We start from the raw sequence: 25,661 nt of genomic DNA, 5'->3' as shown, positions 1-25,661 counted from the left end.
GTTTCGCGATGTCAGTTCGAATTCCCTTTTTTCCGCTTCCGCCAGACGAGCGCCAAAATGACGAGCAAGAGACTCGCCGTCACCGAGACGACGGCGAACGGACTCGCACCGGTGATGAACAGTTCGCCGAGCGAGACCGAATAGGCGAGACCGAACGACGTGACGAGCTTCGCGCCGATGGCGATCAAAACGAATCGAGGAAATGGCACCCGGCTGAACCCAGCCGCGAGACAAATGATCTCGTCAGGCAAGATCGGAATGATGAACAAAACGAGCAACACACCAAGTCCGTACTTGTCCACGTATCGGTCATACGTCGCGAGCTTGTCGGCGTCGATAAGCCGCATCACCCGCTCCCGTCCGAACCGAGCGAGCCCGTACATGACGAGGATGCCGAGCGTCGTCGCGACGCTCCCGATTAAGGCCGCCCGGAGCGGCCCAAAGGCGACACTGCCAATCGGGACACTGACCGCCTCTGGGACCGGGAGCGCGATCGGCTGCAGGAAACTGAAGGCGGCGAACACCCACATCGCCTGGTCGCCATACTGTTCGAGCAACCGCTCGAGCCCGTACGAGTCGTACAAGACGAGTCCGAACGAGACGTAGTATACGAAGACGAACAACAAGAATAACGTGAACGTGACTTTTAGCATTTGTTTCAAGTACGTATTCGAGCCCTCGCGAATCGACCGCAATAGACCAATCGACAGTGCGAGCAATACAATCCCGGTCCACCCGAGTTGATACGGCAATAATAGCGTCGGCAAGACGACGAACGGCAACAGGCTGAGCGTGACGAGCGCTCCCCCGTATCCTGCATAAATCATAGTTCGTTCTCGCATGTCGCATCGCCCTCTCCCTGTTCTACTATTAGTGTACCCGGATTTCGGGCAACATGTATCCACCTGAAGCTGTTGCGCACATCAGCCTTTTGCCCGAGAAAAAAGGCCACAGTCATAGACTGTGACCTGCCACTCACTCGCCGAGTGAGGCTTGGATGAAATCGTGGAACAAGCGTTGCGGACGCTCTGGACGCGAAATGAGTTCTGGGTGGAACTGTGACGCGACGAACCACTTGTGCTCTGGAATCTCGATGATTTCGACGAGACGGCCGTCCGGGCTCGTTCCTGAGAACTTGAACCCTTCTGCCTCGAACGCTTCACGGTACTCGTTGTTGAACTCGTAACGGTGACGATGGCGCTCGTAGACGAGCTCTTGGTTGTAAGCGGCGTGCGCTTTCGTACCTGGCTCGAGCTTGCATGGATAGAGGCCGAGACGGAGCGTGCCGCCGAGGTCCTCGATATCTTTTTGTTCTGGAAGCAAATCAATAATCGGATAGTTCGTCGTCGGATCGATTTCGGCCGAGTGGGCACCGTCGAGCTTCAAGACGTTACGGGCGAACTCGACCGTCGCGAGCTGCATGCCGAGGCAAATCCCGAAGAATGGGACGTTGTTCTCACGCGCATAACGCGTCGCTTCGATTTTCCCTTCGATGCCGCGTTCTCCAAATCCGCCTGGGACGAGAATCCCGTCTGCGTCTCCGAGAAGCGTCTCGACATTCTCTGCCGTCACCTCTTCAGCGTTGACCCAATCGATATCGATGTCGGCGTTGAAGGCGTAACCGGCGTGCTTGAGCGATTCTGCTACCGAGATGTACGCGTCACGAAGTTCGACGTATTTTCCGACGAGAGCGATTTTGACTTTCTTCTCGAGGTGCGTGACCGTGTGCACGAGCTCTTTCCAAGCCGTCATGTCAGCGGCCGGCGTGTTGAAGCCGAAGTAATCGTTGACGAGTTGGTCCATTCCTTGCTTTTGAAGGTTGAGCGGCACTTCGTAAAGCGTCGACGCATCTTGTGCCTCGATGACCGCTTCTTTACGTGTATCACAGAACAAGGCAATCTTTTCCCGCATCTCTTCTGGGATATCGTGCTCGGTACGGAGGACAATGATATCCGGCTGAATCCCGTAACTGCGGAGCTCTTTGACGCTATGTTGGGTCGGTTTTGTCTTCATCTCACCGGCAGCGCGGAGATAAGGGACGAGCGTACAGTGAACGTACATGACGTTCTCTTTGCCGATATCGTTTTTCACTTGACGAATGGCCTCGATGAACGGAAGCGACTCGATGTCCCCGACTGTTCCACCAATCTCTGTGATGACGACATCTGCGTTCGTCTCGCGACCGGCGCGGAAGACGCGGTCTTTAATCTCATTCGTGATGTGTGGAATGACTTGGACCGTTCCCCCGTTATAATCGCCACGACGCTCTTTTTTCAAGACCGTCGAGTAGATGCGACCTGACGTCACGTTGGCGTTTTGCGACAAGTTGATGTCGATGAAGCGCTCGTAGTGACCGAGGTCAAGGTCCGTCTCAGCGCCGTCATCTGTGACGAACACCTCTCCGTGCTGGTACGGGCTCATCGTTCCTGGGTCGATATTGATATACGGGTCAAACTTCTGAATCGTCACGTTCAAACCTCGGTTTTTGAGTAGACGTGCGAGTGAAGCGGCTGTGATCCCTTTACCGAGTGAAGATACTACCCCACCTGTTACGAAAATATACTTTGTCATCATCATTCTCCTCTCTTAAATGCCACAACGGGAAACGAAAAAACAAAAAAAGCAAAAGTGCCCCCACTGAAATGGAGGACACTTTTGCTGCATCGTTACGTGCTAAACTAGCCCATGACTAATTTACGTCAGAGACGATGCAGTCGTCAAGTCATTATTTTTTCTTTTTTTCAACTGTCAAAAAAGAAAAAGAGACACGCCTAGCCGGGACAAATGCCCGGCTTTTTGCGGTCTCTTATAAATCATCCTCGTCTTTAAGGTCGAGGTCGTCGTCCAAGTCTTCGTCCTCGAACTCGTCAAGGCCTTCCACTTTTTCGGCTTCATCCTCAGCATCGAACTCAGATGCGTCAAAATCTTCACCTTTTGCAAAGACGTCAAGGTCGTCTTCAATGTCGACGATGCCTTCATCCGTCTCATCGATCTCTTCTTCGAACTCATCGAGCTCACCGCGCTGGCGTGCTTCGATGACGAGATCTTCGTCTGACTTATCGAACGGATACCAAACACGAAGCGCCCAACGGTTAGCTCCCAAGTTGACGAATAGTCCGTCGATGTTCATGTCCGTGTAGAGTTGCGCGATTTTCTCGAGCTCCTCCTCTTCACTTGCGAACGTATAGTTTTGTCTGATCAGCTCACGAATCTCATCAAATGACACTGGTTGCTCGCCAGTCTTTTGAAGAATTTCGTAAACGAAATCGATCAACGATTTATTCATTAAAGGACACTCCTTTTCCGTCACTAGTTAAACATCACTCCTCATTATAAACAAAACCGATATGAAAAAGCTAGAGGAAATTATTTTGAAGTTTCAACGGTTTTTTGGATGCTTAACCAATAGAGCGTAATCAATCCGACGTTGAAGATCCACGTCAAACCGAGCACCCCGAGCATCCAACCGCGCGGGACTTTGAAGGACAACTCTGCATTGACGGACTGGCCAGTATATAGGCCGTAGCCGAGCAATCCAACCATGAGCGCGGAATACGCGACGACCATCCCGAACCGTTTCCATAGTTGCAAGAGCAGCGAGGCGAACTCTTTATTGTCCCCATACGATGCATATAGATAGACATGACCCGCACTCGCATACATCGTCTGGACGTACCCACTCACAAACAGGACCGGGATGAACACGAGCGGCTCCAAGAATCCGAGGAAGAATAGCAGCGACGTGACGAGCAGGACGTAGTAAGGATGACGCGCCACGTCGAACACACGGTTCAATAATATCCAGCCGATGACGCCCGCCAAGAACGGCATGAACACGTAGAATAAGAGCACTTGAAACGAATATAGGGCCAGACTGATGAATACGGCGCCAATCAACGTCCAGCCGCCGAACAACCCGACGACGAACGCGAGCAGTTGAACTTGGCGCGTCCGGGTGGCACTGACGTACGTTCTCGTCCGCTCCTGGAACAATACCCACCCGACGTAGCCGAGCAAAATAATCATCAATAAAAAGATTTCCACATACCCGCTCGCCCCTTCCAACAGGCTGAGGAGACGGCTCACCAACGTGAACACGGTGACGGTGATGAAGGCAAGCACGAACTTCCCTGTCGCCCATGCCCACGTCGCCGTTTTCTCGAGCGGCAACTTTCTCACGAACAGCCAAGGCAGGATCAGACTGACGAGGAAGAGGATGACAGCCTCGTCATATGATCGAGTCAGCACATAAGAGAAAATGACGATCCAGGCAACGAGTGCGAGTACGAGCGGGAGCGAACTCCCTTTCTGATCCGCCGACTCGTCTGTGGTGGACAGTTCCTTCAGCTGTGACAAAATCGTCGTCATAATCGACCCGACACCGATCGATCCGACACCGACAAGAAAAGCGCTCAATTCGATCGCCCAGCCAAACGGCAGCAAAAAGCAGATGAGTCCGGTCACCAAGACGGTCAGCGCCAGTAAGAATGTCTGTTTCGAGCCAAGGCGACCAATGATGTACACCCATAGAAGCAGTCCCGACATACTCGCCACGTAAAAAATCATGAACGGGATTAATCGTCCGACGCCGTCTTCGACCGCCATGATGGACAAAAATAAAATTTGAGGCAAGATTTGACTGCTGAGGGCACTGACAATCGTCAATAACACGACCGTGTTTTTCATTAAAGATACCTCATTTCTAGAAAATGATTGAATCGCTCTCCTTTCCTTCTTTCCCGCCCCCTTCCATTCGAGAACCTCTCGAATCACACATCAGCTCCTCAGTTTTTTCACATGTTTGCCGATATAGAATAGAACGCTATTTTAGCTGTACGAGAAAAAGGAGAATGAAACATGGCACTGTTCCGTAAATCAAAACCTACCGCTTACACCGCGTCGATCGGCTTCCCTGATGTGGCTAAGACCGCACGACCGACCGATCCAAATTTGAACGGGCGCACCCATTATATGGGTTATACGGCGTCGCAAGTGAAGCGACTCCAAGACATGGCCCCGCTCGTCGAGTCCGTGTTAGACGATGTCCTCGAAAACGTCCTTGACCACTTGATGTTGCAGCCTGAGATGGTCCAAATCGCCAACGCCTCGTCGACACGTGAGCGGCTTAAAAAAGTGTTCGCTGACTACTTCCGGAGCCTATTGACCGGGAACATCGATGACAAGTTTCTCGCGATGCGCAAACGGATGGGACAGACGCATCACCACTACGCGGTGCCAGTCGTCTGGTTCCTCGCGACGTATTCCGCCTTCAACACGTTGCTCGTCCCAAAAATCGTCGAGACGTATCAACACGACCCGGCCACATTGACCGAATCGCTCCTCGCATTGTCCCATGCGATGAACTTGGACGCCCAAATCGTCACTGAGCAGTACGTCGATGCGCGTCTCGATGAGATTGAATCGGCAAACGTCGCCCGAGCGACGCTATTGAACGATGTCAGTCGCGTCAGCACGGAAGTCGCGACGACGATGGAGCAGACCGGTCACGCCATGTCCGAGACGAGCAAGCGAGCCCATCAAGTGTTGTCCGAGACCGAGCAGACGGAGAAGATGAGCCGTCACTTGATGAGCTTGACGCATACGAACGGCGAGCAAATCGAACAGATGGAATCCGAGTTCAAACAGTCGGCGACGTACGTCGACGCCTCGCTCGATCGCATCACCGCGCTCAAGGACGGCTCGCAAGAAATCGTCAGCATGACTCGGAGCATCGAACAGATTGCCAACCAGACGAACTTGCTCGCCTTGAACGCATCAATCGAAGCGGCCCGAGCCGGTGAGCACGGCAAAGGCTTCGCCGTCGTCGCGACCGAAGTGCGGACGCTCGCCGAGAATGCGAAACAGCTGAGCAGTCAAATCAACGTCCTCATCCATGAGAATGAAGCGAACATCGCCGCCCTGCTCGATCAAATGGGACAGATGCATCGAACGAACGACGAGGCAATGCGTCAACTCGGTGCCGTCAAAGCTGGCTTCTCGACCGTCAAAGACGAGATGGGCAATTACGTCATGTCGTTCGAACGAAACAAGCAAGACCTCGGCCAAATGGTCGAGACGATTTCGGCCATCAATGAGACGACGCAAGGACTATCACACCTGACGTCTTCCTTATTGGCCACTTCCGAGATGCACTAACGACAAACAAGGCACGGTCCGCGGACCGTGCCTTGTTTTTATTGGACAATCGGTTCTGGTACTTCGATTGGAGCGAGGGAGCGATCAAGCAATTCGACGACGTCGAACGTACCGACCGTCTCATCGACTTCTTTCGCTTTCGTCCCGTCCGAGAGCATCGTCAAACAGTACGGACATGCCGACCCGATGACCGTCGGTTTCGTCTCGAGCAACTGCTCGGTCCGGGCCACGTTAACGCGCGTCCCGACTTTCTCTTCTTGCCACATGAGACCGCCACCGGCGCCGCAGCACATGCCGTTCTCACGGTTCCGCTCCGCCTCGACGAGTTCGACACCTGGGATGCATTCCAAGACGAAACGTGGGGCGTCGTAAATACCGTTATAGCGTCCGAGATAACATGAGTCGTGATAGACGACACGCTCGTTCACGGAGAAGTCCGGTTTGACCCGGCCCGTATCGAGCAGCTCGGCGAGGAGCTCGGTATGGTGATACACTTTCACACCCGTGAGTCCAAAGTCCGGATACTCGTTTTTGAACGTGTTATACGCGTGTGGGTCGACCGTGACGATTTTCGTGACCCCATACTTCTCGAACAGTTTAATGTTCGCTTCGGCGAGCTCTTGGAACAACAGCTCGTTTCCGATACGGCGTGGCGTATCCCCTGAGTTCTTCTCTTCATTCCCGAGGATGGCGAACGAGACGCCGGCCTTGTTCAAGACGCTCGCAAAGCTTTGGGCGACTTTTTGGCTACGGCTGTCGTATGAGCCCATCGCTCCGACCCAGAAGAGGAATTCAAACTCTTCGCCGGCCTTTTTTTTCTCTTTCGCCGTCGGGATGACGAGTTCTTCCCGGTCTTTGCGCCAATTCTCACGCTCTTTCCGGTTCATCCCCCACGGGTTGCCTTGACGTTCGATATTGGCGACCGTACGCTGCGCTTCTGGATCCATCTTGCCTTCCATCATGACGAGGTAACGGCGCAAATCGATAATCTTGTCGACGTGCTCGTTCATGACCGGACATTGGTCCTCACAGTTGCGGCACGTCGTACATGCCCAAATCTCTTCTTCAGTGATGACGTTGCCGATCAACTCATCGGCGACGAGCATATGTCCGTCTTGGGCCGCGGCGGCAATCTCGGCCCCTTGCGTGTTTTGGAACAAGAGCGCCGGTGCCCACGGTGACTTCCGGGTGACGGCGGCCCCTTTCATGTTCATATGGTCGCGCAGCTTGACGATGAGGTCCATCGGCGACAGCATCTTACCGGTCCCGGTCGCCGGGCAGACGTTCGTACAGCGTCCGCACTCGACACAGGCATACAAATCGACGAGTTGTTTTTGGTTGAAGTCTTCGATTTTATTGACCCCGAAGACGACTTCTTCGTCCGACTCCTCGGCTTCTTCCATCGCCGAGAAATCGACCGGAGCGAGACGACCGACCTGGTGCGTCCGTCCGAGCCAGACGTTGAGCGTCCCGGCGATCAAGTGGGCGTGCTTGCCTTGCGGGATATAAATCATGAAGCTGAGCAAGAACAAGAGATGAAGCCACCAGAAGACGACGAACAAGGCGAAGGCGACCCCTCCCGGTACCCAAGCAAACGCCGAACCGATGAGCGTCGCGACCGGTTCACCCCACATCGGAAGTTCTTCCTTATAGACGAGGTAGAACCCGTTCCCGAACAAGACCGATACCATCAGCCCACCGATGAAGATGAGGGCGAGGCCGGCCAAGAAGTTTCGTTTCAAGCGCACGAGCTTCTCGATGTAACGGCGGTAGAATCCCCAAACGACCGCGACAAGAATCATGAGCATGACGATTTCTTGCATGAACGTGAAAATTGGATAGAGCGGACCGAGCGGGATGTGCGGGAAACGTGTCCCGACAGCAAGCCCTTTCCAGATGAAGTCGATGGCCCCGAACTGGACGAGGATGAACCCATAGAACATCATGACGTGAATGATGCCGCTCTTCTTGTCTTTTAACAATTTCTTTTGGCCGAACACATTGATCATGACCTGTTCGAGCCGTTCCTTATTCGTTTGGCTCCACTCTGCCTGCTTCCCGAGCTTGATGAACGTATAGCGCTGATAGACCAGCGAGGCGAACAAATACAGTCCATAGCCGAGGACGAGCAAGAATAGAATCCAGTTGACGATTAAAAATGTAGACATCCCCAAAACTCCCCCTTATGAAAACGGATTCAATCTTGAATTCAGTATATCAAACAATGAATGAACAGTCATTCATTTTTATCGAAGGGGTCAAAAATTGAGCACATGCTTCAAGAATAAGAGGATGCCGCCATACCCGACTACCGCGAGGACGAACGTCCGGAAGTGGAGGTTGCGGTCGGCTGGAAGTTCGAACTTGACGATATTCAGAATCATCGCCCCGGCGACAAACGCGAACAAGATGGCCTCGACGTGCGAGGCGAGATCGATGAAACGGGAAAATAAACCGCCGATGAGGATGCCGCCGCTCAACAAATAACGTCCTTGCCGAAGGTAGCGTTCCCCGTAATGGCGATACAAGTCGTGACCGACAGCGAGGAAGTGGACGCCGAGCGCCGTTGCGTAGAAGCTGCGGGCGACGAACGTGACGGATGATGCCGTAACGACGTAAGCCGAGAACGACATATATGCCGTCAACAGCGTCACTTGGAGCCAATACGACACGTTCTGATCAATCGTCTCGTCTTTGAAGTGTGGCGTTCGAACGACACGCATCGTCCCATAAAAGAAGGTGAAGCCGAGCAAGCTGATGACATAAATCTCCGACGGCAAGGCCAGGTCGAGCCATTCGACCCGGAGCGTGTCTTGCCGCTTATTCAAAGACGGCAAGAGATACATGAAAAAGTACGTGATGGCGATCCCGCTCGAAAACGAGAACCATTTTTGAGACGGTACCCGGTCTCGTGGAAACAGATAGATTCCCCAAAAATTGATCAGTGCTAAATAGACCACGATCCAATTCGCCATCTCACGTCATCCTTTCAGTTCAATCCAAAACCGCTCGACGATTTTCCCGCCTTCCGCTGTGAACGGTGTGTCCGGTATTCCTCCGTTATTCAAGATGACTTGGCGTGACGCCACGTTCGTCCGGTCACACGTAATCAACGCCCGCTCAATCCCGAGTTCTTTCGCTTTCTCGAGCGCGAGCTCGAGCTGTTTCGTTGCCAGACCGCGTCCACGTGCGCTCGGCTTGATGCCGTAACCGATGTGGCCCCCAAAGTTGAGGAGGTTGTCATTCAATTCGTGGCGGATATTCGCTGCCCCAAGCAACTCGTCCCCGTCCGTCAGCCAATACGTCGTGCTCGGCACCCAACTGACGTTGTTCACCCGTATCTCTTTATCACGAATCTGTTTGACGTACGACGCAAAGTCAGACGCGTCGCGGTCGACCGCGTTCGGGACGATCGTCTCTTCCCGCTCCCGCCACTCCTTTAAAAATTCGAGTACTTGCGCTTGTTGCGCCATCGTTGTTTTGACGAGCTGTAGCATCTGACGTCCCCCTAATTGATTGGTCTCTCTTCATCATAACGAAGCCGATTCACGTTGAAAACAGACGTTCCTGTGACGAGATGTCGCCTTTTTCATAGAATCATCTAGCAAAAAACCCGCAATCGATTGCGGGTCAGTCTTCTAATCCTAGTCGTTTTGGCATCTGTGGGGCGAGCGTACGGGCCTCGTCTAAACGGCCAGCCTCGACGAGCGTGTGGAACCGTAAAAATTCCTCATGTGTCGCGTCACCGATGGCCGCCAAATAATCGATATAGCGTTCGTACACCGACTTGTCTTCCGGCCGCGCCTCGATCAACGCGACGTAAAGCCGGACCGTATCTTCTCCATAAAGAAGCGGGAACTCATCGTTCAACTGGAGCAACTTGTCGACCGAGTCCATATCAACACCGGTCTCGTTGTCATAGTGCCCAACGACCTGCTCAGCATGGTCCTCGAGGCGGCCACGCCACTCTTCATACTCGTCCTCGTTCGTCTCGAGCATCTCGAACCAATCCTCGTTCAACATCTCTTCAATCTTTTTCACGCGTTCTGCAAAATTCATGCGAACTCTCCTCCTTCAAACGTCCATGTGACGTCGACGTCATAATTTCCCGCCACGTCTTCGTTCATCGATAATTCGTAGACGAAGCGGCAACGGCCGTCCGCGACATCGAGTCGCTCTGTCGTCGTCGCCATCGTCATCGACATATATGGGTTTTTATATAGGCTTTGCGTCAAACGTCCTTCAATAAAGGAATGATTCATCTCGATCGGTCCTTTACAGATGAGCGCGAGCCGGCCTGTCGTATATTTGATTGTCGTCGGAACGACACCGTCTTCCCGTTCTTGATCGAACGTCAAGATGAAGCCGGTCTTCAATTCATAATAGAGCCCCTCGGCTTGCAGCTCGATCGGTTCCGCGATCTCACTGATCGTCGTCTTTTGGCGCACACGTACGCGTTTCGGTTCAATTGCCATGGTGATTCCCCTTTCCGCTGTCCCATCGTACCATATCTCGCGAACGGTCCGGAATCGGTAACTTTTTCTTTCACGGTTCGCACGCGCTTCACACGTCGGGCCCGATCAATTTTATATTATGTGCGTGCAAGAAGTCCGCTTCAAGCAAAAGACCGCGGATGTGATCATCCGCGGCCGTTCGTTTCGTTAAAACTTCAGCCAATTCCCTTCCGAAATCACGTCTACACGACCGTCGACGACTCGAATCGCCGTCTCGTCATCGATGGCGTAGCTCGGCCCAGCCAACATGCCTGCCCATTCGGTCGCATGCTCGGACGTGTTCTCCGGCAACATCTCATGATCGAGGTGAGGGAAAATCGAGAAATCGACATACCCTAGTGTCTTATCGCCCTGCTCGCCTGGCGCCTGCCAACCGACAAACGCCTCCCCGATGCGCGGGGTCATGACCATGCTGCCGGCACTCAAACCGACATAGACGCCATTCCAATCCGGTAACAGCTGCGCAACACCGGACTGCTGCATCCAATAATGCAAGAACAGGGGGGCGCCTCCGTTGACCAACAACACATCCGCCTCGTCGAACGCCGGTCTCCACACCGTTTCATCAAGGCTTGGGAGGGCACTCAATTCGAGGACCCCGACCGACTTCCACCCTAACTCACACATCGGCGTCGAGAAATCACCGTTGAAAAAGTTCCACGCGTGATTCGTCCCACCCGGCAACGCGTAAATCGCGGTTGGGATACACAGGGCGGTACACTCCTCGATCGGTTTCCCTAACAACTCGAGTAACGCTTGTTTAATCCGGTCATTTTTAATCCCGGCCGATGTCAGTAACAGTCTCATTCCAACCCCTCCTCGTCTTGTCTATATATGAATTCGTGCTCTCTCGTCATTTCCCTGTACGCAAAAAAAGACAGGGAACGTCCCTGTCTTCGATTAACTCATTTTATAGACGCGCCCCTCGAACGGCTTCAAGTGGACGAGTGTCGTCTCATCATGCGGCTCGAGCGGCATATTTTGCAAGACGACGTCTTCCGAGCGAAGCGTGAGCTCCGTCGCAAAGATGGCTTCTTTGCCCGTCAAGTTCGTCATGACGAGGTATTGCGAGTCACCGAGCGTGCGCGTGTACGCGTAAATCTCCGGGTGTTCCGGCAAGACGATGTCATACGTCCCGTAAACAAACGTCTCGTCTTGCTTGCGAAGACGAATCATCTCTTTATAGAAATTGAGAATCGAGTCGTCGTCTTCGAGCTGGGCGTCGACGTTGATGTCCGTGTAGTTCGGGTTGATGCCGAACCAAGGCGTCTCGGCGAACGTGAAGCCCGCGTTCGGGGCATCGCTCCACTGCATCGGTGTGCGCGTGTTATCACGTGACGAGTTCCACGTGATGTCCATCATCTCCTCATGGCTCTTGCCATGTTCGAGACCGATGTAATAGCGGTTTCGTGTCGCGATATCATCGTACTGGTCGATCGAGTCGAACTTCACGTTCGTCATGCCGATCTCTTGGCCTTGATAGATGAACGGCGTCCCTTGCATGAGGAAATACATCATCGCAATCGATTTCGCGCTCTCTTTCCAATAGCGCTCGTCATCACCCCATGACGACACGGTCCGTGTCTGATCGTGGTTCTCGACATAGAGGGCGTTCCAGCCGTCTTCTTCGAGACCTTTTTGCCATTTCGTCAGGACGTTCTTCAAATGGACGACGTCGAGCTTCGACTCGGCGTCTTCGCGCCAAAGACCCATGTGTTCGAATTGGAACACCATGTTCATCTTGCCTTCCTTCTCGCCGACCCAAAGGTGAGCGTCGTCAGGCGACACGCCGTTCGCTTCCCCGACCGTCATGATGTCGTGCTTGTTGAACGTCTCGTCGCGAAGCTCTTCCAAATAACCGTGAATCCCATCGACGTTCATGTGCATCTCGAACGATGGCACGAAGTCGAGGCCTTCTGGGTTCGGCAAATCGCCGAACGATGGATGTTTGCGGATGTGGCTGATTGCATCGACACGGAAGCCGTCGATGCCTTTGTCGAGCCACCAGTTGATCATGTTATAGATCGTCTGGCGCATCTCGGCGTTCTCCCAGTTCAGGTCCGGTTGTTTCTTCGAGAAGACGTGCAAGAAATATTGCTCCGTCGTCTCATCGAACTCCCAGGCCGACCCGCCAAAGATTGACTCCCAGTTGTTCGGTTTCGAGCCGTCGGGTTTGCCGTCACGCCAAATGTACCAGTCACGCTTCGGATTGTCTTTCGAGCTCTTCGATTCGATGAACCATGGGTGCTCGTCCGACGTATGGTTGACGACGAGGTCGAGCAACAACTTCATGCCGCGTGCATGGACTTCCGTCAACAGTCGATCGAAATCTTCCATCGATCCGAACTCGTCCATGATGTCCTGATAGTCGCTAATGTCATAGCCGTTGTCATCATTCGGCGACTTATACATCGGACAAATCCAGATGACGTCGACGCCGAGGTCTTTCAAATAGTCGAGCTTATCGATGATGCCTTGGATGTCGCCGATTCCATCGCCGTTCGCATCGTAGAAGCTGCGCGGGTAGATTTGATAAGCGACGGCTTCTTTCCACCAGTTTCGTTTCAGTGTTTTCGTTTGTGTGTGTTGGTCACGTTGTAAAAGTTGCATGTCTCAATGATACTCCCTTATCCCTAAACTCACTGCGCATCCTATATACTAATATCAGTGCTGTTCTCTCTATATCGCATTAGCGCAATCGTTTGCACGATGCACTACGTTTATCTTATCAAAAATTCGAAATCAATACAAAGAGTGTTTCAACAGCTTACTCACCGTGTACCCTACACGAATTTGAAATGAAATGAAAGTGAGGCGACTTATATGATTCGTTTGGCCACACAGGCCGATCTTTCGGCAATTGATCAACTAATTTTGCAGAAAGCCCAAGCTTTTCAGGCAGCCGGAAAAACGCAATGGGTGAAATATTTGGAACCGAGCCGGACCGATTTTGTGACTCATGACGTCACGAACGGGACCGTGTATGTATATGAAACAAATGGAACCATCACCGGGTCGGTCAGTTTGATTCCGCCGACGGCTTGGGATGAGAATTTATGGGACGATTCCCGGGGGGCCGTCTATTTACATCGGCTCGTCGTCGACGACCGAATGAAAGGCCAACAAATCGGCGAACAGCTGATGCGTCATGCGCTCGCAGCAACGTCGGACCGGATTCGCCTCGACTGCGTCGCCACGAATTCGTTTTTGAACGCCTATTATCCCCGCTTCGGCTTCCGATATGTCGGCGAACGGGATGGCTTTTCCTTGTTTGAAACAAAGGCTTGACCTTGACGCGACGTCAACGTGTACGCTGAATCCAAGGAGGTGAGGACATGTATACGATTCAACAGCTCGCCACACTCGCCGGCACGACCACACGAACGCTACGGCACTATGATGCGGTCGGTCTGCTTGTTGCCGAGCGTGACGCCAACGGGTATCGACGTTACTCGTCACATGACGCCGAGCGGTTGCAGTCGATTCTGCTGTATCGCTCGCTCGACTTTCCACTCGAGACGATTCAGACGTTGCTCGAAGCCGAACAGTTCGATCGGACTCGTGCCCTCGAGGAGCAGGTGACCGCTCTGCGCGCAAAGGCCGCCTATTTCGCGACACTCGCCGAGACGGCGGAATCGACGCTCACCTCACTGAGAGGAGGAATTTCAATGGAAGACAAATCATTGTTCAACGGCCTGTCGTTTGACGAACTGAAAGCCCACGAAGCGAAACACGAGCCCGAGGTCGTGGAGCGCTGGGGCGAGAGCGAGGCGTACAAGACGTCACGTGCGCGCGCCGACAAGCGCTCGAAAGAAGACTGGGAAGCCCTCAGTCAACAGCAAGTCGATCTCGTCAAACCGCTCGTCGACTTGTTCACGGCCGGTGTCCCGGTCGAAGACCCGCGTGTCCAAGCGGCCGTCCAGGCGAACCACATGTTCATCAACGACCAGTTTTATGACTGCTCGCTCGACATGTTCAGCGGACTCGGACAGATGTACGTCATGGACGAGCGTTTCACCGCATTCTATGACAAGTACGCCCCAGGACTTGCCGTCTACTATAACGACGCCATCCAACACTATTGCATCATCCAAAGCTAAACGGCCAAAGCATCGCGCTTTGGCCGTTATTTCGCCGTTCGGCGGTCATAGACATCTTCCTTTAACAGCAACTCGATTTGCCGTCTCAGGAGGGGCAAAACGGTCGTGAGCTGTAAATACGGGTACGTGGCAAAGTTATCCGTCCCGCCGATATAGAGCACGGCCCGGTCGACCACAGACCAGCCCCGCTCGGTCCACTGTTCGATTCGTGCCTCACAGACGTCCGGTTTGGCCCGAAACGCCCAGTATGCCTCGAGTTGACCTTCGGCGATCGTCGGTTTGACCGTCAGCACCGGACAATCGAATCGAGCGAGGACACTCGGGTCGATCGGTCCCGTCTCATGGGTGACGATCAGTTGTGGGTCGAGACGATCGAGCCACATCGTCGTCTTCGCATCGTTTAACGAAGTGACTCGCAGGATGTGATGGAACGGAATCGGCTCGTCGTTCAACGGATAGCGACCTTTCAATTCTCGAATCCGGGCCCGGCTGGATACGCGCATGAGAGGCGCCATTGACCGGACATAAGCGTGTGTCAGCCAATGGTTGAGCGATTCGGGTCGATGCTCGCTCGGACCATCTTCTCGAATCACATGGGTCACCCCTAGGTTGCGAATCGCCTGATAGACGTAGGCGGATGTGCGATGTTCCCCGATGAGTAACACGATGGGTCGGCCCATGGCGTTTCCCTCCTTCCATTTTCCTAAAACAACGCTCATCCGTGACGCTCCTGCGTCGAGACGACGACCGGGCGGCACCGGTCAGCCACTTCTTCCATCGATAAACTTTCGAATTGGTGTGTCTGGTGGAGCTTCTCATAATGAGCGACGATTTCGCTCAACATCGCCATATTTTCCGATAAGTGCTTCCCGAAGTTATGCGGGTGCCACCAGAGATGGAACACTTGTCCGGTCTTGGCCGCATGCGTCATGCTGCGCTTGATACGACGCAATTTGAGACGGTCGAGGAAGCGGAGCGCCGACACGTACGGACGGAGGAAGCGGCTCGAAGGCACGTTATACGGAGACGACTGTCGAATGGATTCCCATGAGACGGTGTGATGCCCGGTCAAGTTCACGTAGGCGTCCAACAGTCGAAGGGCCCGTCGGCCTAACCCCTCATCCCCTCTCGCATCGGCCCGATAAATGTAATGGGTCTCATTGCCCCGATAGACATCGATTCCGACTTCTTGAGCTGCCTTGAAATGCGCCGGACTCGATTGATTACGTGGATAGACGATACTTTGAATCGGGACATCCCGCCGCGCCGCCACACGCTTCGCCGCCTCAAGGTCGGCCTTGAACGCCTCGATGGTCACACCTTCCTCGAGACAAGAGAGATGACAATACGTATGAGTTCCAATCGTTTGGCCAGGGGTAGCGATGATTTGATCGACGAGTGACTTACCGAAGTGATACGGATCGGTCGCCTCGTCCGCCCCGACGTGCTGCATCCAGTTGTACGAAGAATATTCGGGATGACGGTACGCCGGCTGAATCGTCGGCAAGTCTTTCAACAGTTCCGCTTTCGTCTCATAGAACAGGAAGCCGACGGTCGCCCACGTCACATGAATCTGATGCGCGGCGAACAAGTCGAGCAGGCTTGGAACGACTTGCCGTACCCCGAGTAGATTCTCGCCATACGCCTCGATCGTCGTGCCGTCAAACGTGCCCCAGTTCAATTCGAAATCTAACGAGATGACAAATGCTCCGTTCATCGCGATTCCTCCTCCATGTTCACTTCTTTCCATCACACGACTCACGAAGCTCCAACTCGGCGAGTGCCCGTTTCCAAGAGCCATACCGCCGCGATATTTTGGCAACACTCGGTCGTTTATGTTGTTTGGCCCATTTCTGATACGTGACGGCGTTGAATGGGACCACGACCCGGCTTGCTTCGAGTAACGATTGGACGATTTCTGCTTTTTCACGTTCTGGTTGGACGGTAAAATGGAGTTCTTCTAAACGCTCAACCGTTTTCACGGCCAGACTCCAAGACCCGAAGTGGGAAATAATATCACCTAGGGAAGGGGCAACTTGACCTTTGGCCCACTGTTGATAGTGGGTGCTCGTCAATCTCCCTTCCTGTTCAAGTGCGAGCCGAAGCGCAGCGATGAGTTCTTGTTGGGTATACTGTTTGCGGGATTCGACGAGCCCGGCCGCTTTTAACGCGCCGGTCCATGACCCATAAAAATTGAGAACGTCGAGGAACGTCGGGACGTCTCGGTCTCGGCTCCAGAGCTGATATTGTTTGACAGTGAGGGTCGGAGTCAGAGATGCAGCGGCTCGAAGCGACTGGATAATCTCTGCTTCCCGGTTCATCGTTCGTCCTCCTCAGACACTTTGTTCGGTCACGATTGTACGTGTATCGAGTACCGTCTGGATGACTTGCTGTTGTTCTCCGAGCGTCAAATCAGATCCCGACGGAAGACAGATGCCGTTTTCGAAGAGTCGGCGACTGACGTCTTCTCCGTCGACCGACACGTATTCCGCATCGCGGTAAACGGGCTGTAAGTGCATCGGCTTCCAGACGGGACGCGATTCAATCCCGGCCGTGGCGAGCCGCTGCATCAATGTGTCACGATGCAAGTCGGTTTGGTCCAATTGCATGGCCGTGAGCCAACGGTTGGCCCGTGAATATGGGACCTCTTGTTGATATGTCGTCCCAAGTTGCCGGAACATGCGCTCGTAGCGGGCGAAGACGCGACGTCTCGCTTGGACGCGCTGTTCAATCACTTCGAGCTGTCCCCGACCAATGCCGGCCGAGACATTGCTCAATCGATAGTTGTAACCGACTTGTTCATGCTCATAATGCGGCGCGTCTTCCCGGGCTTGCGTGGCCAACTTGAGCGCTAACTGTTTCGTTTCCGCATTCGGCACCATGAGCATGCCGCCGCCTGAGGTCGTGATGATTTTGTTGCCGTTGAACGAATAGAAGCCGATGTCGCCGATCGTGCCCGTCATCTGCCCGTGCCATGTCGAACCTAGTGATTCGGCCGCATCTTCAATCAACGGGACACCATACTCGCGGCAAATGTGGCGAATCTCACCTATTTTCGCGACGACGCCATAGAGATGCACGACGATGACTGCTTTCGGAAGTTTCCCTTTCGTCGCCGCTTGGACGAACGCTTTCCGGAGCGCGTCCGGCGACATGTTCCACGTCGTCGTTTCCGAATCGATAAAGACCGGGATCGCCCCGACATAACGGATCGGGTTGACCGATGCCACGAACGTGAGCGATTGACAGAAGACTGTGTCATTTGTCCCGACGCCGAGAGTAAGTAGCGCTAAATGGAGGGCGGCCGTGCCCGAACTTGTCGCCAAGGCGTGAGGATGGTCCGCATATGCAGCCACTTCCGCTTCAAACGCATTGACGTTCGGGCCGAGCGGCGCAATCCAATTGCTTGCGAACGCCTCTTCGATATAAGCCATCTCACGTCCGGACATATGCGGCTTTGATAATAAGATGTTCATTTGATGCCCTCCTTCATCATGTTTTTATACGAGATATACCAGTCGACGACTTGCTCGAGCCCTTCAAATAGCGATGTACTCGGGCTGAAACCGACTAAGGTATCGAGCGTCGGAATGTTCGACTGCCGGAGCACGGATGTGCGCATCGGCAACGACGTCTTGGCTGATTTGTTGAGGATGTGCCCGATATCGGACAGTAACGTTTGAACGGTCACGTAGTCCGAGGCTGGAATTTGAAAGTAGCCGACGGGCGACAGTCCCGTTTGAACCAAACGCAATAGCCGAACGACCGACTCGACGACGTCATCGATATAGGAGACGTTGATGATGTCCGTCGCATAATAACCGGAAAGACGGACGCCGCGGTCGACCGCGACAATCGCTTTGGACACGAGTGTCGAGGCGTCATCCCAAGGTCCGAAGACGTCTTCCGTGAATAAGTGGATGGCAGGATCTTCTTCGCTCACTTCCTTTACCGGGAGGTCGAACGTGATGAACGACTCGAGCGGGACTCGTGTCGTATGCAGCCCGATATACCGCTTCATCAACTCATATCGTTCGAGCGGGTCGTCGACGGTACGGGTCGAACATAAGATGATGTGGCGTGGTTCATGTCGCTTCAAGATGCTGCGCATGACCGTCTTGTTCGCGAGTGTCGTACGAATCAACTGAAACTGCGGGTGCGTCAGGACGTAGAGACGTTGTTTGGCAATTCTCGTCTTGTGCCGCCCTTCATCGTCGATTCCGACGACGTCAAACCCTTCCTGTAACAGTCGACGTGCCAGATGGAATCCTTGAAAGCTGGCGACGCCGACGATGAGCACTGTTTGATCGACCATCGTTCTCCCCTCCTCGCTCGTAGTGGCGTTCAGTTCCCATCGGCGAGACGTGATGCGGCGATATGAGGACGCATCCGTTTCACCCCGTGTGTGAACAGCCGTTCGACGTCTCGATCGAGGTCGTCGCTGTTGGCGATGAACAGCAACAGATACATCAACGCGTCACGGTCATCACGGAACGTTTCAATCAAATGCAAGACGGAGGAGACGGTCTTGAACGGCCGGGTCCGACCGACAAAGATTTTTGGGAAGACGTTCGCTTCCGGACCGAGCTCACTTTCGTCCAGCAGTTCTTCGTATAACTTCTCACCAGGACGAATCCCGGTGACCTCGATTCCAATCTGGTCGGTCGTGAAACCGCTCAACTCGATCATTTTCTTCGCCAAATCGATGATTTTGACCGGAGCACCCATATCGAGCACGAACACTTCACCACCTCGCGATAAGACGCTCGCTTGAATGACGAGACGACTCGCTTCCGGGATGGTCATGAAGTAACGGGTCATCTCGGGATCGGTGACGGTGATCGGACCTCCGCGTAGAATTTGTTCTTTAAACAGCGGGACGACCGAGCCACGGCTGCCGAGGACGTTACCGAAGCGGACGACCGCAAAAATCGTATCACTGGAACGAGCTTTCTCTTGGACGACCATTTCGGCGATTCGTTTCGTCGAACCCATCACGTTCGTCGGATTGACCGCCTTGTCCGTCGAGATCATGATGAAGCGATTCACTTTGTGACGGGCCGCGACGTCGACCATATGTTTCGTCCCGTAAATGTTGTTTTTAACGGCTTCGAGCGGATTGTCTTCCATGAGTGGAACGTGTTTGTGGGCAGCGGCGTGATAGACGATGTCCGGTTTATACATCCGGAACACTTCTTCAAGCCGGGCCTCATCCTGCACATCACCGATGACGGGATAAAGCACCGTGTCCGTCCCGAGTTCGCGCAGCTCTCGTTCAATCAAGTAAATACTGTTCTCGCCGTGACCGAGGAGAATCATTTCAGCCGGGGCGAATTTGATGAGCTGACGGCACAGTTCCGAACCGATGGATCCGCCGGCACCTGTGACGAGTACCGTCGCTCCTTCCACATGACTAGAAATTCCAGATATGTCCAACTGGACCGGTTCTCGGCCTAGCAAGTCTTCGATTTTCACTTCGCGGATTTCACTGATGGACACCTTCCCGGTCGCGAGCTCCGAGATCATCGGTAACGCATGGGACTCAGCACCCGTCTTCTCAATCCGTTTGAGCAAGGCAAGGCGTCGCGCATAGGACAGGCTTGGGATGGCCAAAATCACGACTTCAATCCCGTGCTCTTGGATGATGCGCTCTAAATCGTCCGTCACCCCGAGCACTGGAACACCGTGCACGTAAAGCGACTGTAGGTGTGGGTTGTCATCGAGTAGACCGACTACGCAGAGGACGGTCGTCCGATGTTCTTTCAACTCACGGACAATCAACTGGCCCGAATCACCAGCCCCGATGATGAGCGCTTTTCGTCCGGGATGATTGGAGTGCGGTTTGAACACATCGAATACGTGGTTGCGGGCCAAGAATCGCGTGAACAAAATCAAGTTGAAGGCGAGCAACCCTTGGACAGCGATGATCATGCCGAGCCCTGCCCCGAAGTGGAACTGGTTGTAGGCGTACAACACCAAGTCACTGCTCAGTAAGGCGATAGCGACTTGTTTCATCTCATGGACCGAAGCGTAACGCCAGTCGATACGATGGATTTTTAACACCGTCCCGACGAGACTGAAACTGATGATTTTGATACCGACCATCATCAACATTTCGCTCGATTCGAGCGCCGCGTACGACGTAATCGTCGAGAACAGCAATTCAAACGTCGCATAGAGCACAAATGAGACGATCAAGATGTCGAGACATAAGAACAGCAAATTCCGTTGATTCTTCCGATACACGTTCACAAGTGTTGCCATGGTAGTTCGCACCTCCAAGAGTCTGAGTTGTTCGTTCGTGGTGTGGGTTGGAATGCGCAAAAGATGCGTCGATGCTAGTAAACTACCCGACTCTTCTCGACAAATTTAAAGATAAAACAAGCTTTTTCTCATGAACGACACGGATGGCAACAAAGGAGTTCACGAAATTATTATCATGATTTCTTTCACATAATGAATAATTGTCGGACAAACGGGAAATGGGAATATACATAACCCGAATTGGGTATCGTTTACATTATTTTGCATCTCATCAAAACAGAGCATAAGGAGGTAAAAATCGATTTCAAGCATTCTTTTTGACTAGCTCGTTGACTCTTCCAACCAATACAAGCTGTTCATTCACACCAAGAGACCTTCCGAGACGCTCGCTGCGTCTCCCTCCAAAGGAGAGACACCAAGATGAAAAAATGGACACGCCCTCAAATCGTACAAGCATTGCAGTTAGCTGCTCAAGAACATGCCGAGCTCGATTCGAAACGGTACAGTGTTTGGTCGCAAACCAAAAACGTGCCGTCCCTTTCCACCGTCATCCACCAGTTCGGGTCTTGGCGCGAGGCACTCGTCGCCGCCCAAATTCAAATGTCGTTCCATTACTATTCCGATGAAGATATCCTTCGGGCATTGAATCAAGCCGCCGAAGAACTTTCGCTCTTCACGAGCCAAACGTATCGGGAGTGGTCGAAAGTGACCCGTTCCCCGTCGCTCACGTTAATCAGCAGCCGGTTCGGCTCTTGGTCGAACGCGCTCCGGGAAGCGAAACTTCAGACGACCGCGGCGAAAAATAATGAAGAACGGATTATTCAAGCGTTGATTGAAGCGTCAGAGGAACTCGAGCGTCTCACATCCCAGCATTACGCCATCTGGGCCCAAGAGCGCGGCTATCCAACGGTCGCGACGATTGCGCGGAAGTACGGATCGTGGAGCTACGCCTTGTTCGTCCTCGATATCGCCCCACCGAAGCGGAAATGGGATGAAGAAGATGTTATCGAGGCGCTTCGGGTCGCCAGACAAGAGTTGTCTCACTTCAGCATCCTCCATTATCGGAAATGGGCCGAAGGACGAAATGTGCCGAGCACATCGACCATCAACGCCTTATTCGGCAGTTGGACGGCGGCGTTAAAATGTATGGAAGAACAAAAAGTGAATCAATAAAAACAGGCCCGGTCTCCTCGTGAGAACGGGCCTGTTTTCAGGTGACGATTGAAATGAATAGCGGGATGCCGACGAGCAGATTGAACGGGAACGTGACGGCGAGGGCGAGCGTCAAATAAAACGACGGCTCCGCTTCTGGTACCGACGCCTGGAGCATGGCCGGGGCGGCGATATACGACCCACTCGCGGCGAGCGTCATGAAGAGAATCGTCCCCCCGTCCGACAGTCCGGCCATCCCGGCCGCGATGTAACCGATGACGGCCCCGACGAGAGGAAACGTCATGCCAATGACTAAAAACTTGAGGCCATAGGACGGCACCGCCTTCAACTGATGACCGACCTTGACGCCCAGGCTGAGCAGGAACAAGAGCAAGACGCCCGGGAACAAGTCGATGAAAAACGGTTCGAGCGCCGATGTATCCGGTGTGACGATTCCGACGACGAGACCGGCCAACAACAGCAGAATGCTCTTCGAAAGCAGACTGTCGCGGATGACCGTGAGCGATTGAGTCGGGGCCGCCGTAATCCCGAGGACACGGCTCTGATTGTAGAGCAACAGCGCGACGACGAGACCCGGAATCTCGAGCACGACGACGAGCGTCGTCATGAACGGTTCATAGACGATACCAAGACGTTCGAGCTGGGCCGTCGCGGCGACATATGTCACGAGCGAGACCGAGCCGAACGTGGCCGCCATGGCGATCCGTTCCGGGAACGTGAATTTGAGTAGCGAGCCGATTCCAAAGGCGACGAGCGGCAAGATGATGCCGACGACGAGCGTCACTGCCAGTGGGAGTGCCAACTCGTCCATCGACACCGAGGCGAGACCGATTCCCCCTTTCAACCCGATGGCGAGCAGTAAGTACAAGTTGAGCGTGATGCTGAGCGACTCCGGGATTCGTAAATTCGATTTTCCGAGAGCGGCAATCACACCGGTCACGAATAGGAGCACCGGGGCGCTCGTCAATAAAAACGTCAATAGTTCCATACATTTCCTCCTAGACGACAAAAGCGCACACCAAAGAAAGGTGTGCGCTGCATGCCGACGGCTCGAACACGTTCGCTCCGTCTAGCCGACAACTGTCGGATGTGTAGTTAGTCAGCTCCGGGTCAGGACGACGGGGATGTCTCGCGGACACCACCAATCCTGAACCGTCTCTGCTTCTAGTGTAAAAACGTCGTCACGGCTTGTCAATCCCATTCTCCCACGGCGCATCGAGGCGAAAGACGATAAGGCGTTCCCCTGTCTTCGTGCTGATGTCCGTATGGAGCGAGACGAGTCGCCGCCCGAGTACGTCGTGCACGATGGCCTCGAGCTGAGGCCGACCGGATTCGACGAGGTTGTTGCGGTACTTCTTCAATTGCTCGCGTCCGGCCGATTTGGCGGCCAGTTCGTACTCGGCCGGGGTCAAGACGCCTTGGAGCGTCACGATCGCCAGGTCGCGGAGCAAATCTGCTTTACACGTCAAGGAACCGCGTCCGAGATACTCTTTCTCCCATTGGGTGATGCGAGCACTCAGCTCCATCTCGAGCTGACCTTTTTTCGGCATCGTTACTTCACGAACCCGATCATCATCTCGCGAAGAATCTTCGCGGCGGCGATGGCCGTCATGTCCGACTGATCGTACGCCGGTGACACTTCGACGAGGTCGGCCCCGATGACGTCGACGTCAGCGTTCGCGATGGCGTGGACCGCTTCAAGCAATTCTTTCGTCGTGATGCCACCGATCTCTTGCGTTCCCGTTCCCGGTGCAGCCGATGGGTCGAGGACGTCGATGTCGATCGTGACGTACACTTTCTTCCCGGCGAGCGTCGGCAACACGCGTTTGAGCGGTTCGATCACTTCATATTTATACATGTTATAGCCGACTTCTTTGACCCAGTCGAACTCTTCTTTCATCCCAGAACGAATTCCGAACGAGTAACAGTTCGATGGCCCAATTAAGTTGGCCGCTTTTTTGAGCGGTGTCGAGTGCGACAACGGCTCGCCTTCGTATTCGTCACGGAGGTCCGTGTGCGCATCGAAGTGAAGAATGACGAAATCGTCGCCGTATGCATCGTGCATCGCCTTGATGACCGGCCAAGTGACGAGGTGTTCCCCACCCATACCGAGCGGGAACTTGCCTGCTTGGATGACGTCCTTGACGAATGACTCGATCATGTCGAGCGACTTTTGTGCGTTCCCGAACGGAAGCGGGATGTCACCGGCGTCATAGACGGCGGCTTCACTCAAGTCCCCATCCAAGTACGGGCTGTACTCTTCAAGCCCGATTGAGACTTCACGGATCCGGTTCGGGCCGAAACGTGAACCCGGACGGAAACTGACCGTCCAGTCCATCGGCATCCCGTAAAGGACCGTCTTCGCGTCTGCGACTTCTGGCAGGCTCGCGATGAACACTTTGCCTGAATAGGCTTCATCGAAACGTTTAATCATTTCGTCAAGTCCTCCACGAATTTAGGCAGGACGAAGGCCGCATTGTGAAGCTTCGGCGTGTAGTACTTCGTCTCGATGTCATGGAAACGCTCCGGAGCCACTGCTTCCGGATCATACTGCTTCGAACCGATTGTGAACGTCCACATGCCGCTCGGGTACGTCGGTACGTTCGCAGTGTAGAGCTTCGTGATCGGGAAGATTTCTTTCACGTCACGTTGGACTGTCTGGATGAGCTCTGGCGTGAACCATGGGTTGTCCGTCTGCGCGACGAAGATTCCATCGGCTTTGAGCGCTCTCGAGATTCCGGCGTAGAATCCTTTCGTGAACAAGTTGGCCGCTGGGCCGACTGGTTCTGTCGAGTCGACCATGATGACGTCGTACTCGTTCTCAGACTCAGCGATATGCATGAAGCCGTCGCCGACGATGACTTCAACGCGTGGGTTGTCGAGTTCGCCTGCGATGTTTGGTAAGTATTTCTTCGAATATTCAATGACTTTCCCGTCGATGTCGACGAGAACTGCTTTTTCGACTGATGGGTGTTTCATAATCTCACGGATGACGCCGCCGTCTCCGCCGCCGACTACGAGCACATGCTTCGGATTCGGGTGCGTAAAGAGTGGGACGTGAGCCACCATCTCGTGATAGACGAATTCGTCCTTATCCGTCGTCATGACCATTCCGTCAAGTAACAACATTGTTCCGAACTCGTCCGTTTCGACCATTTCTAGTCGTTGAAACTCCGTTTGTTCGCTCTCATAAACGTGGTTTACACGGAACGTGATTCCGTAATCTTCTGTCTGGTGCTCCGTAAACCATAATTTTAATTTTTGGTCCATCGATAGAACCCCTTTCTGATTAAAAAGTTGTTCGTATGCGAGTGGCGTTTTGAGGCGCTTCTTATTCATACGATAGGAAGTATACAAAAACTACCCGCAATTTGCACGATTTTTTTATTTATTTGTCCTACCATGTGAGTTTTATGTGAGTTTTATCCGATAAACTAAATAGAACCAACTTTAT

General features: G+C 53.5%; 25 protein-coding genes. 4 read left to right on the top strand and 21 right to left on the bottom strand.

From position 1 onward, the window contains the following. Positions 1–11: 11 nt before the first annotated feature. The 4 genes from KNP68_RS03560 to KNP68_RS03545 form a co-directional block, all read right to left on the bottom strand. Complete coding sequence (locus KNP68_RS03560) at positions 12–842, bottom strand: TVP38/TMEM64 family protein (protein ID WP_131471461.1); 831 nt, start codon at positions 840–842, stop codon at positions 12–14. A gap of 133 nt (positions 843–975) precedes the next feature. Then, entirely contained in the window at positions 976–2,571 is a 1,596-nt protein-coding gene (locus tag KNP68_RS03555) for a CTP synthase (RefSeq protein WP_021066089.1), read from the bottom strand. Between the two features lie 235 nt (positions 2,572–2,806). Then, a complete protein-coding gene (gene rpoE / locus KNP68_RS03550) occupies positions 2,807–3,286 on the bottom strand; it encodes a DNA-directed RNA polymerase subunit delta (RefSeq protein WP_029594652.1) in 480 nt (159 codons plus the stop codon). 80 nt (positions 3,287–3,366) lie between these two features. After that, positions 3,367–4,686: a hypothetical protein gene (locus KNP68_RS03545; RefSeq protein ID WP_214798685.1), complete on the bottom strand. Its 1,320-nt coding sequence runs from the start codon at positions 4,684–4,686 to the stop codon at positions 3,367–3,369. Between the two features lie 171 nt (positions 4,687–4,857). On the opposite strand from KNP68_RS03545, the gene KNP68_RS03540 reads away from it, so the two are divergent. Further along, positions 4,858–6,156, top strand: coding sequence for a methyl-accepting chemotaxis protein (locus KNP68_RS03540; RefSeq protein ID WP_214714464.1), 1,299 nt, complete (start codon positions 4,858–4,860; stop codon positions 6,154–6,156). 38 nt (positions 6,157–6,194) lie between these two features. On the opposite strand, the gene KNP68_RS03535 is transcribed toward KNP68_RS03540, so the two are convergent. The 7 genes from KNP68_RS03535 to KNP68_RS03505 form a co-directional block, all read right to left on the bottom strand. After that, complete coding sequence (locus KNP68_RS03535) at positions 6,195–8,324, bottom strand: (Fe-S)-binding protein (RefSeq protein ID WP_214798682.1); 2,130 nt, start codon at positions 8,322–8,324, stop codon at positions 6,195–6,197. Between the two features lie 90 nt (positions 8,325–8,414). Next, on the bottom strand, positions 8,415–9,131 hold the full coding sequence (locus tag KNP68_RS03530) for a hypothetical protein (RefSeq protein WP_131471467.1): 717 nt from the start codon (positions 9,129–9,131) through the stop codon (positions 8,415–8,417). Between the two features lie 6 nt (positions 9,132–9,137). Next, positions 9,138–9,653: a GNAT family N-acetyltransferase gene (locus KNP68_RS03525; RefSeq protein ID WP_029594648.1), complete on the bottom strand. Its 516-nt coding sequence runs from the start codon at positions 9,651–9,653 to the stop codon at positions 9,138–9,140. A 133-nt stretch (positions 9,654–9,786) separates the two neighbouring features. Continuing rightward, positions 9,787–10,215 carry a hypothetical protein gene (locus KNP68_RS03520; RefSeq protein ID WP_021066082.1) on the bottom strand — a complete coding sequence of 143 codons (429 nt, stop codon included), beginning with the start codon at positions 10,213–10,215 and terminating at the stop codon, positions 9,787–9,789. Next, on the bottom strand, positions 10,212–10,631 hold the full coding sequence (locus tag KNP68_RS03515) for a YwiB family protein (protein ID WP_021066081.1): 420 nt from the start codon (positions 10,629–10,631) through the stop codon (positions 10,212–10,214). The genes KNP68_RS03520 and KNP68_RS03515 overlap by 4 nt, the downstream gene beginning before the upstream one ends. 186 nt (positions 10,632–10,817) lie before the next feature. Then, a complete protein-coding gene (locus KNP68_RS03510; RefSeq protein WP_214798679.1) occupies positions 10,818–11,477 on the bottom strand; it encodes a Type 1 glutamine amidotransferase-like domain-containing protein in 660 nt (219 codons plus the stop codon). A gap of 93 nt (positions 11,478–11,570) precedes the next feature. After that, positions 11,571–13,280, bottom strand: coding sequence for a glycoside hydrolase family 13 protein (locus tag KNP68_RS03505; protein WP_285800917.1), 1,710 nt, complete (start codon positions 13,278–13,280; stop codon positions 11,571–11,573). A 213-nt stretch (positions 13,281–13,493) separates the two neighbouring features. Here KNP68_RS03505 and KNP68_RS03500 point away from each other — a divergent pair, with 213 nt between their 5' ends. Next, on the top strand, positions 13,494–13,958 hold the full coding sequence (locus KNP68_RS03500; protein WP_131471471.1) for a GNAT family N-acetyltransferase: 465 nt from the start codon (positions 13,494–13,496) through the stop codon (positions 13,956–13,958). A 47-nt stretch (positions 13,959–14,005) separates the two neighbouring features. Beyond that, positions 14,006–14,770, top strand: coding sequence for a MerR family transcriptional regulator (locus tag KNP68_RS03495; protein ID WP_131471473.1), 765 nt, complete (start codon positions 14,006–14,008; stop codon positions 14,768–14,770). A 26-nt stretch (positions 14,771–14,796) separates the two neighbouring features. Here the strand turns inward: KNP68_RS03495 and KNP68_RS03490 are convergent, their stop codons facing one another. The 6 genes from KNP68_RS03490 to KNP68_RS03465 are packed head-to-tail and all read right to left on the bottom strand — an operon-like array spanning position 14,797 to position 21,034. Further along, positions 14,797–15,450 (bottom strand): hypothetical protein, encoded by a 654-nt coding sequence (locus KNP68_RS03490; RefSeq protein WP_131471475.1) that lies wholly within the window; start codon positions 15,448–15,450, stop codon positions 14,797–14,799. Between the two features lie 35 nt (positions 15,451–15,485). Then, positions 15,486–16,487, bottom strand: a complete 1,002-nt coding sequence (locus KNP68_RS03485) for a polysaccharide deacetylase family protein (RefSeq protein ID WP_165569422.1) — start codon at positions 16,485–16,487, stop codon at positions 15,486–15,488. Between the two features lie 19 nt (positions 16,488–16,506). After that, positions 16,507–17,091 carry a hypothetical protein gene (locus KNP68_RS03480; RefSeq protein WP_021066075.1) on the bottom strand — a complete coding sequence of 195 codons (585 nt, stop codon included), beginning with the start codon at positions 17,089–17,091 and terminating at the stop codon, positions 16,507–16,509. A gap of 12 nt (positions 17,092–17,103) precedes the next feature. After that, positions 17,104–18,246: a DegT/DnrJ/EryC1/StrS family aminotransferase gene (locus KNP68_RS03475; protein ID WP_029594641.1), complete on the bottom strand. Its 1,143-nt coding sequence runs from the start codon at positions 18,244–18,246 to the stop codon at positions 17,104–17,106. Beyond that, positions 18,243–19,085 (bottom strand): NAD-dependent epimerase/dehydratase family protein, encoded by an 843-nt coding sequence (locus KNP68_RS03470; protein WP_029594640.1) that lies wholly within the window; start codon positions 19,083–19,085, stop codon positions 18,243–18,245. Before KNP68_RS03470 ends, KNP68_RS03475 begins: the two co-directional genes overlap by 4 nt. A 29-nt stretch (positions 19,086–19,114) precedes the next feature. Further along, complete coding sequence (locus tag KNP68_RS03465) at positions 19,115–21,034, bottom strand: polysaccharide biosynthesis protein (protein WP_131471483.1); 1,920 nt, start codon at positions 21,032–21,034, stop codon at positions 19,115–19,117. Positions 21,035–21,454: 420 nt separating this feature from the next. Between KNP68_RS03465 and KNP68_RS03460 the strand changes: the two genes are divergently transcribed. After that, positions 21,455–22,207: a homing endonuclease associated repeat-containing protein gene (locus KNP68_RS03460; protein WP_021066071.1), complete on the top strand. Its 753-nt coding sequence runs from the start codon at positions 21,455–21,457 to the stop codon at positions 22,205–22,207. Between the two features lie 37 nt (positions 22,208–22,244). Here the strand turns inward: KNP68_RS03460 and KNP68_RS03455 are convergent, their stop codons facing one another. From KNP68_RS03455 to speE, 4 genes are all read right to left on the bottom strand, one after another. After that, a complete protein-coding gene (locus tag KNP68_RS03455) occupies positions 22,245–23,195 on the bottom strand; it encodes a sodium-dependent bicarbonate transport family permease (RefSeq protein WP_029594638.1) in 951 nt (316 codons plus the stop codon). Positions 23,196–23,388: 193 nt separating this feature from the next. Continuing rightward, positions 23,389–23,757, bottom strand: a complete 369-nt coding sequence (locus tag KNP68_RS03450; protein ID WP_021066069.1) for a Na-translocating system protein MpsC family protein — start codon at positions 23,755–23,757, stop codon at positions 23,389–23,391. A gap of 2 nt (positions 23,758–23,759) precedes the next feature. Then, entirely contained in the window at positions 23,760–24,641 is an 882-nt protein-coding gene (speB, locus tag KNP68_RS03445; RefSeq protein ID WP_021066068.1) for an agmatinase, read from the bottom strand. Further along, the gene (gene speE, locus KNP68_RS03440) at positions 24,638–25,477 is read right to left on the bottom strand and encodes a polyamine aminopropyltransferase (RefSeq protein ID WP_029594637.1); all 840 of its coding nucleotides are present in this window, start codon (positions 25,475–25,477) and stop codon (positions 24,638–24,640) included. The genes speB and speE overlap by 4 nt, the downstream gene beginning before the upstream one ends. Positions 25,478–25,661 lie beyond the last annotated feature (184 nt).

The sequence above is a fragment of the Exiguobacterium sp. s50 genome (assembly GCF_018618175.1).
Taxonomy (GTDB): domain Bacteria; phylum Bacillota; class Bacilli; order Exiguobacteriales; family Exiguobacteriaceae; genus Exiguobacterium; species Exiguobacterium chiriqhucha.
The sequence above is the reverse complement of the archived record's forward strand: the minus strand, read 5'-3'. Positions and strand labels throughout refer to the sequence as shown.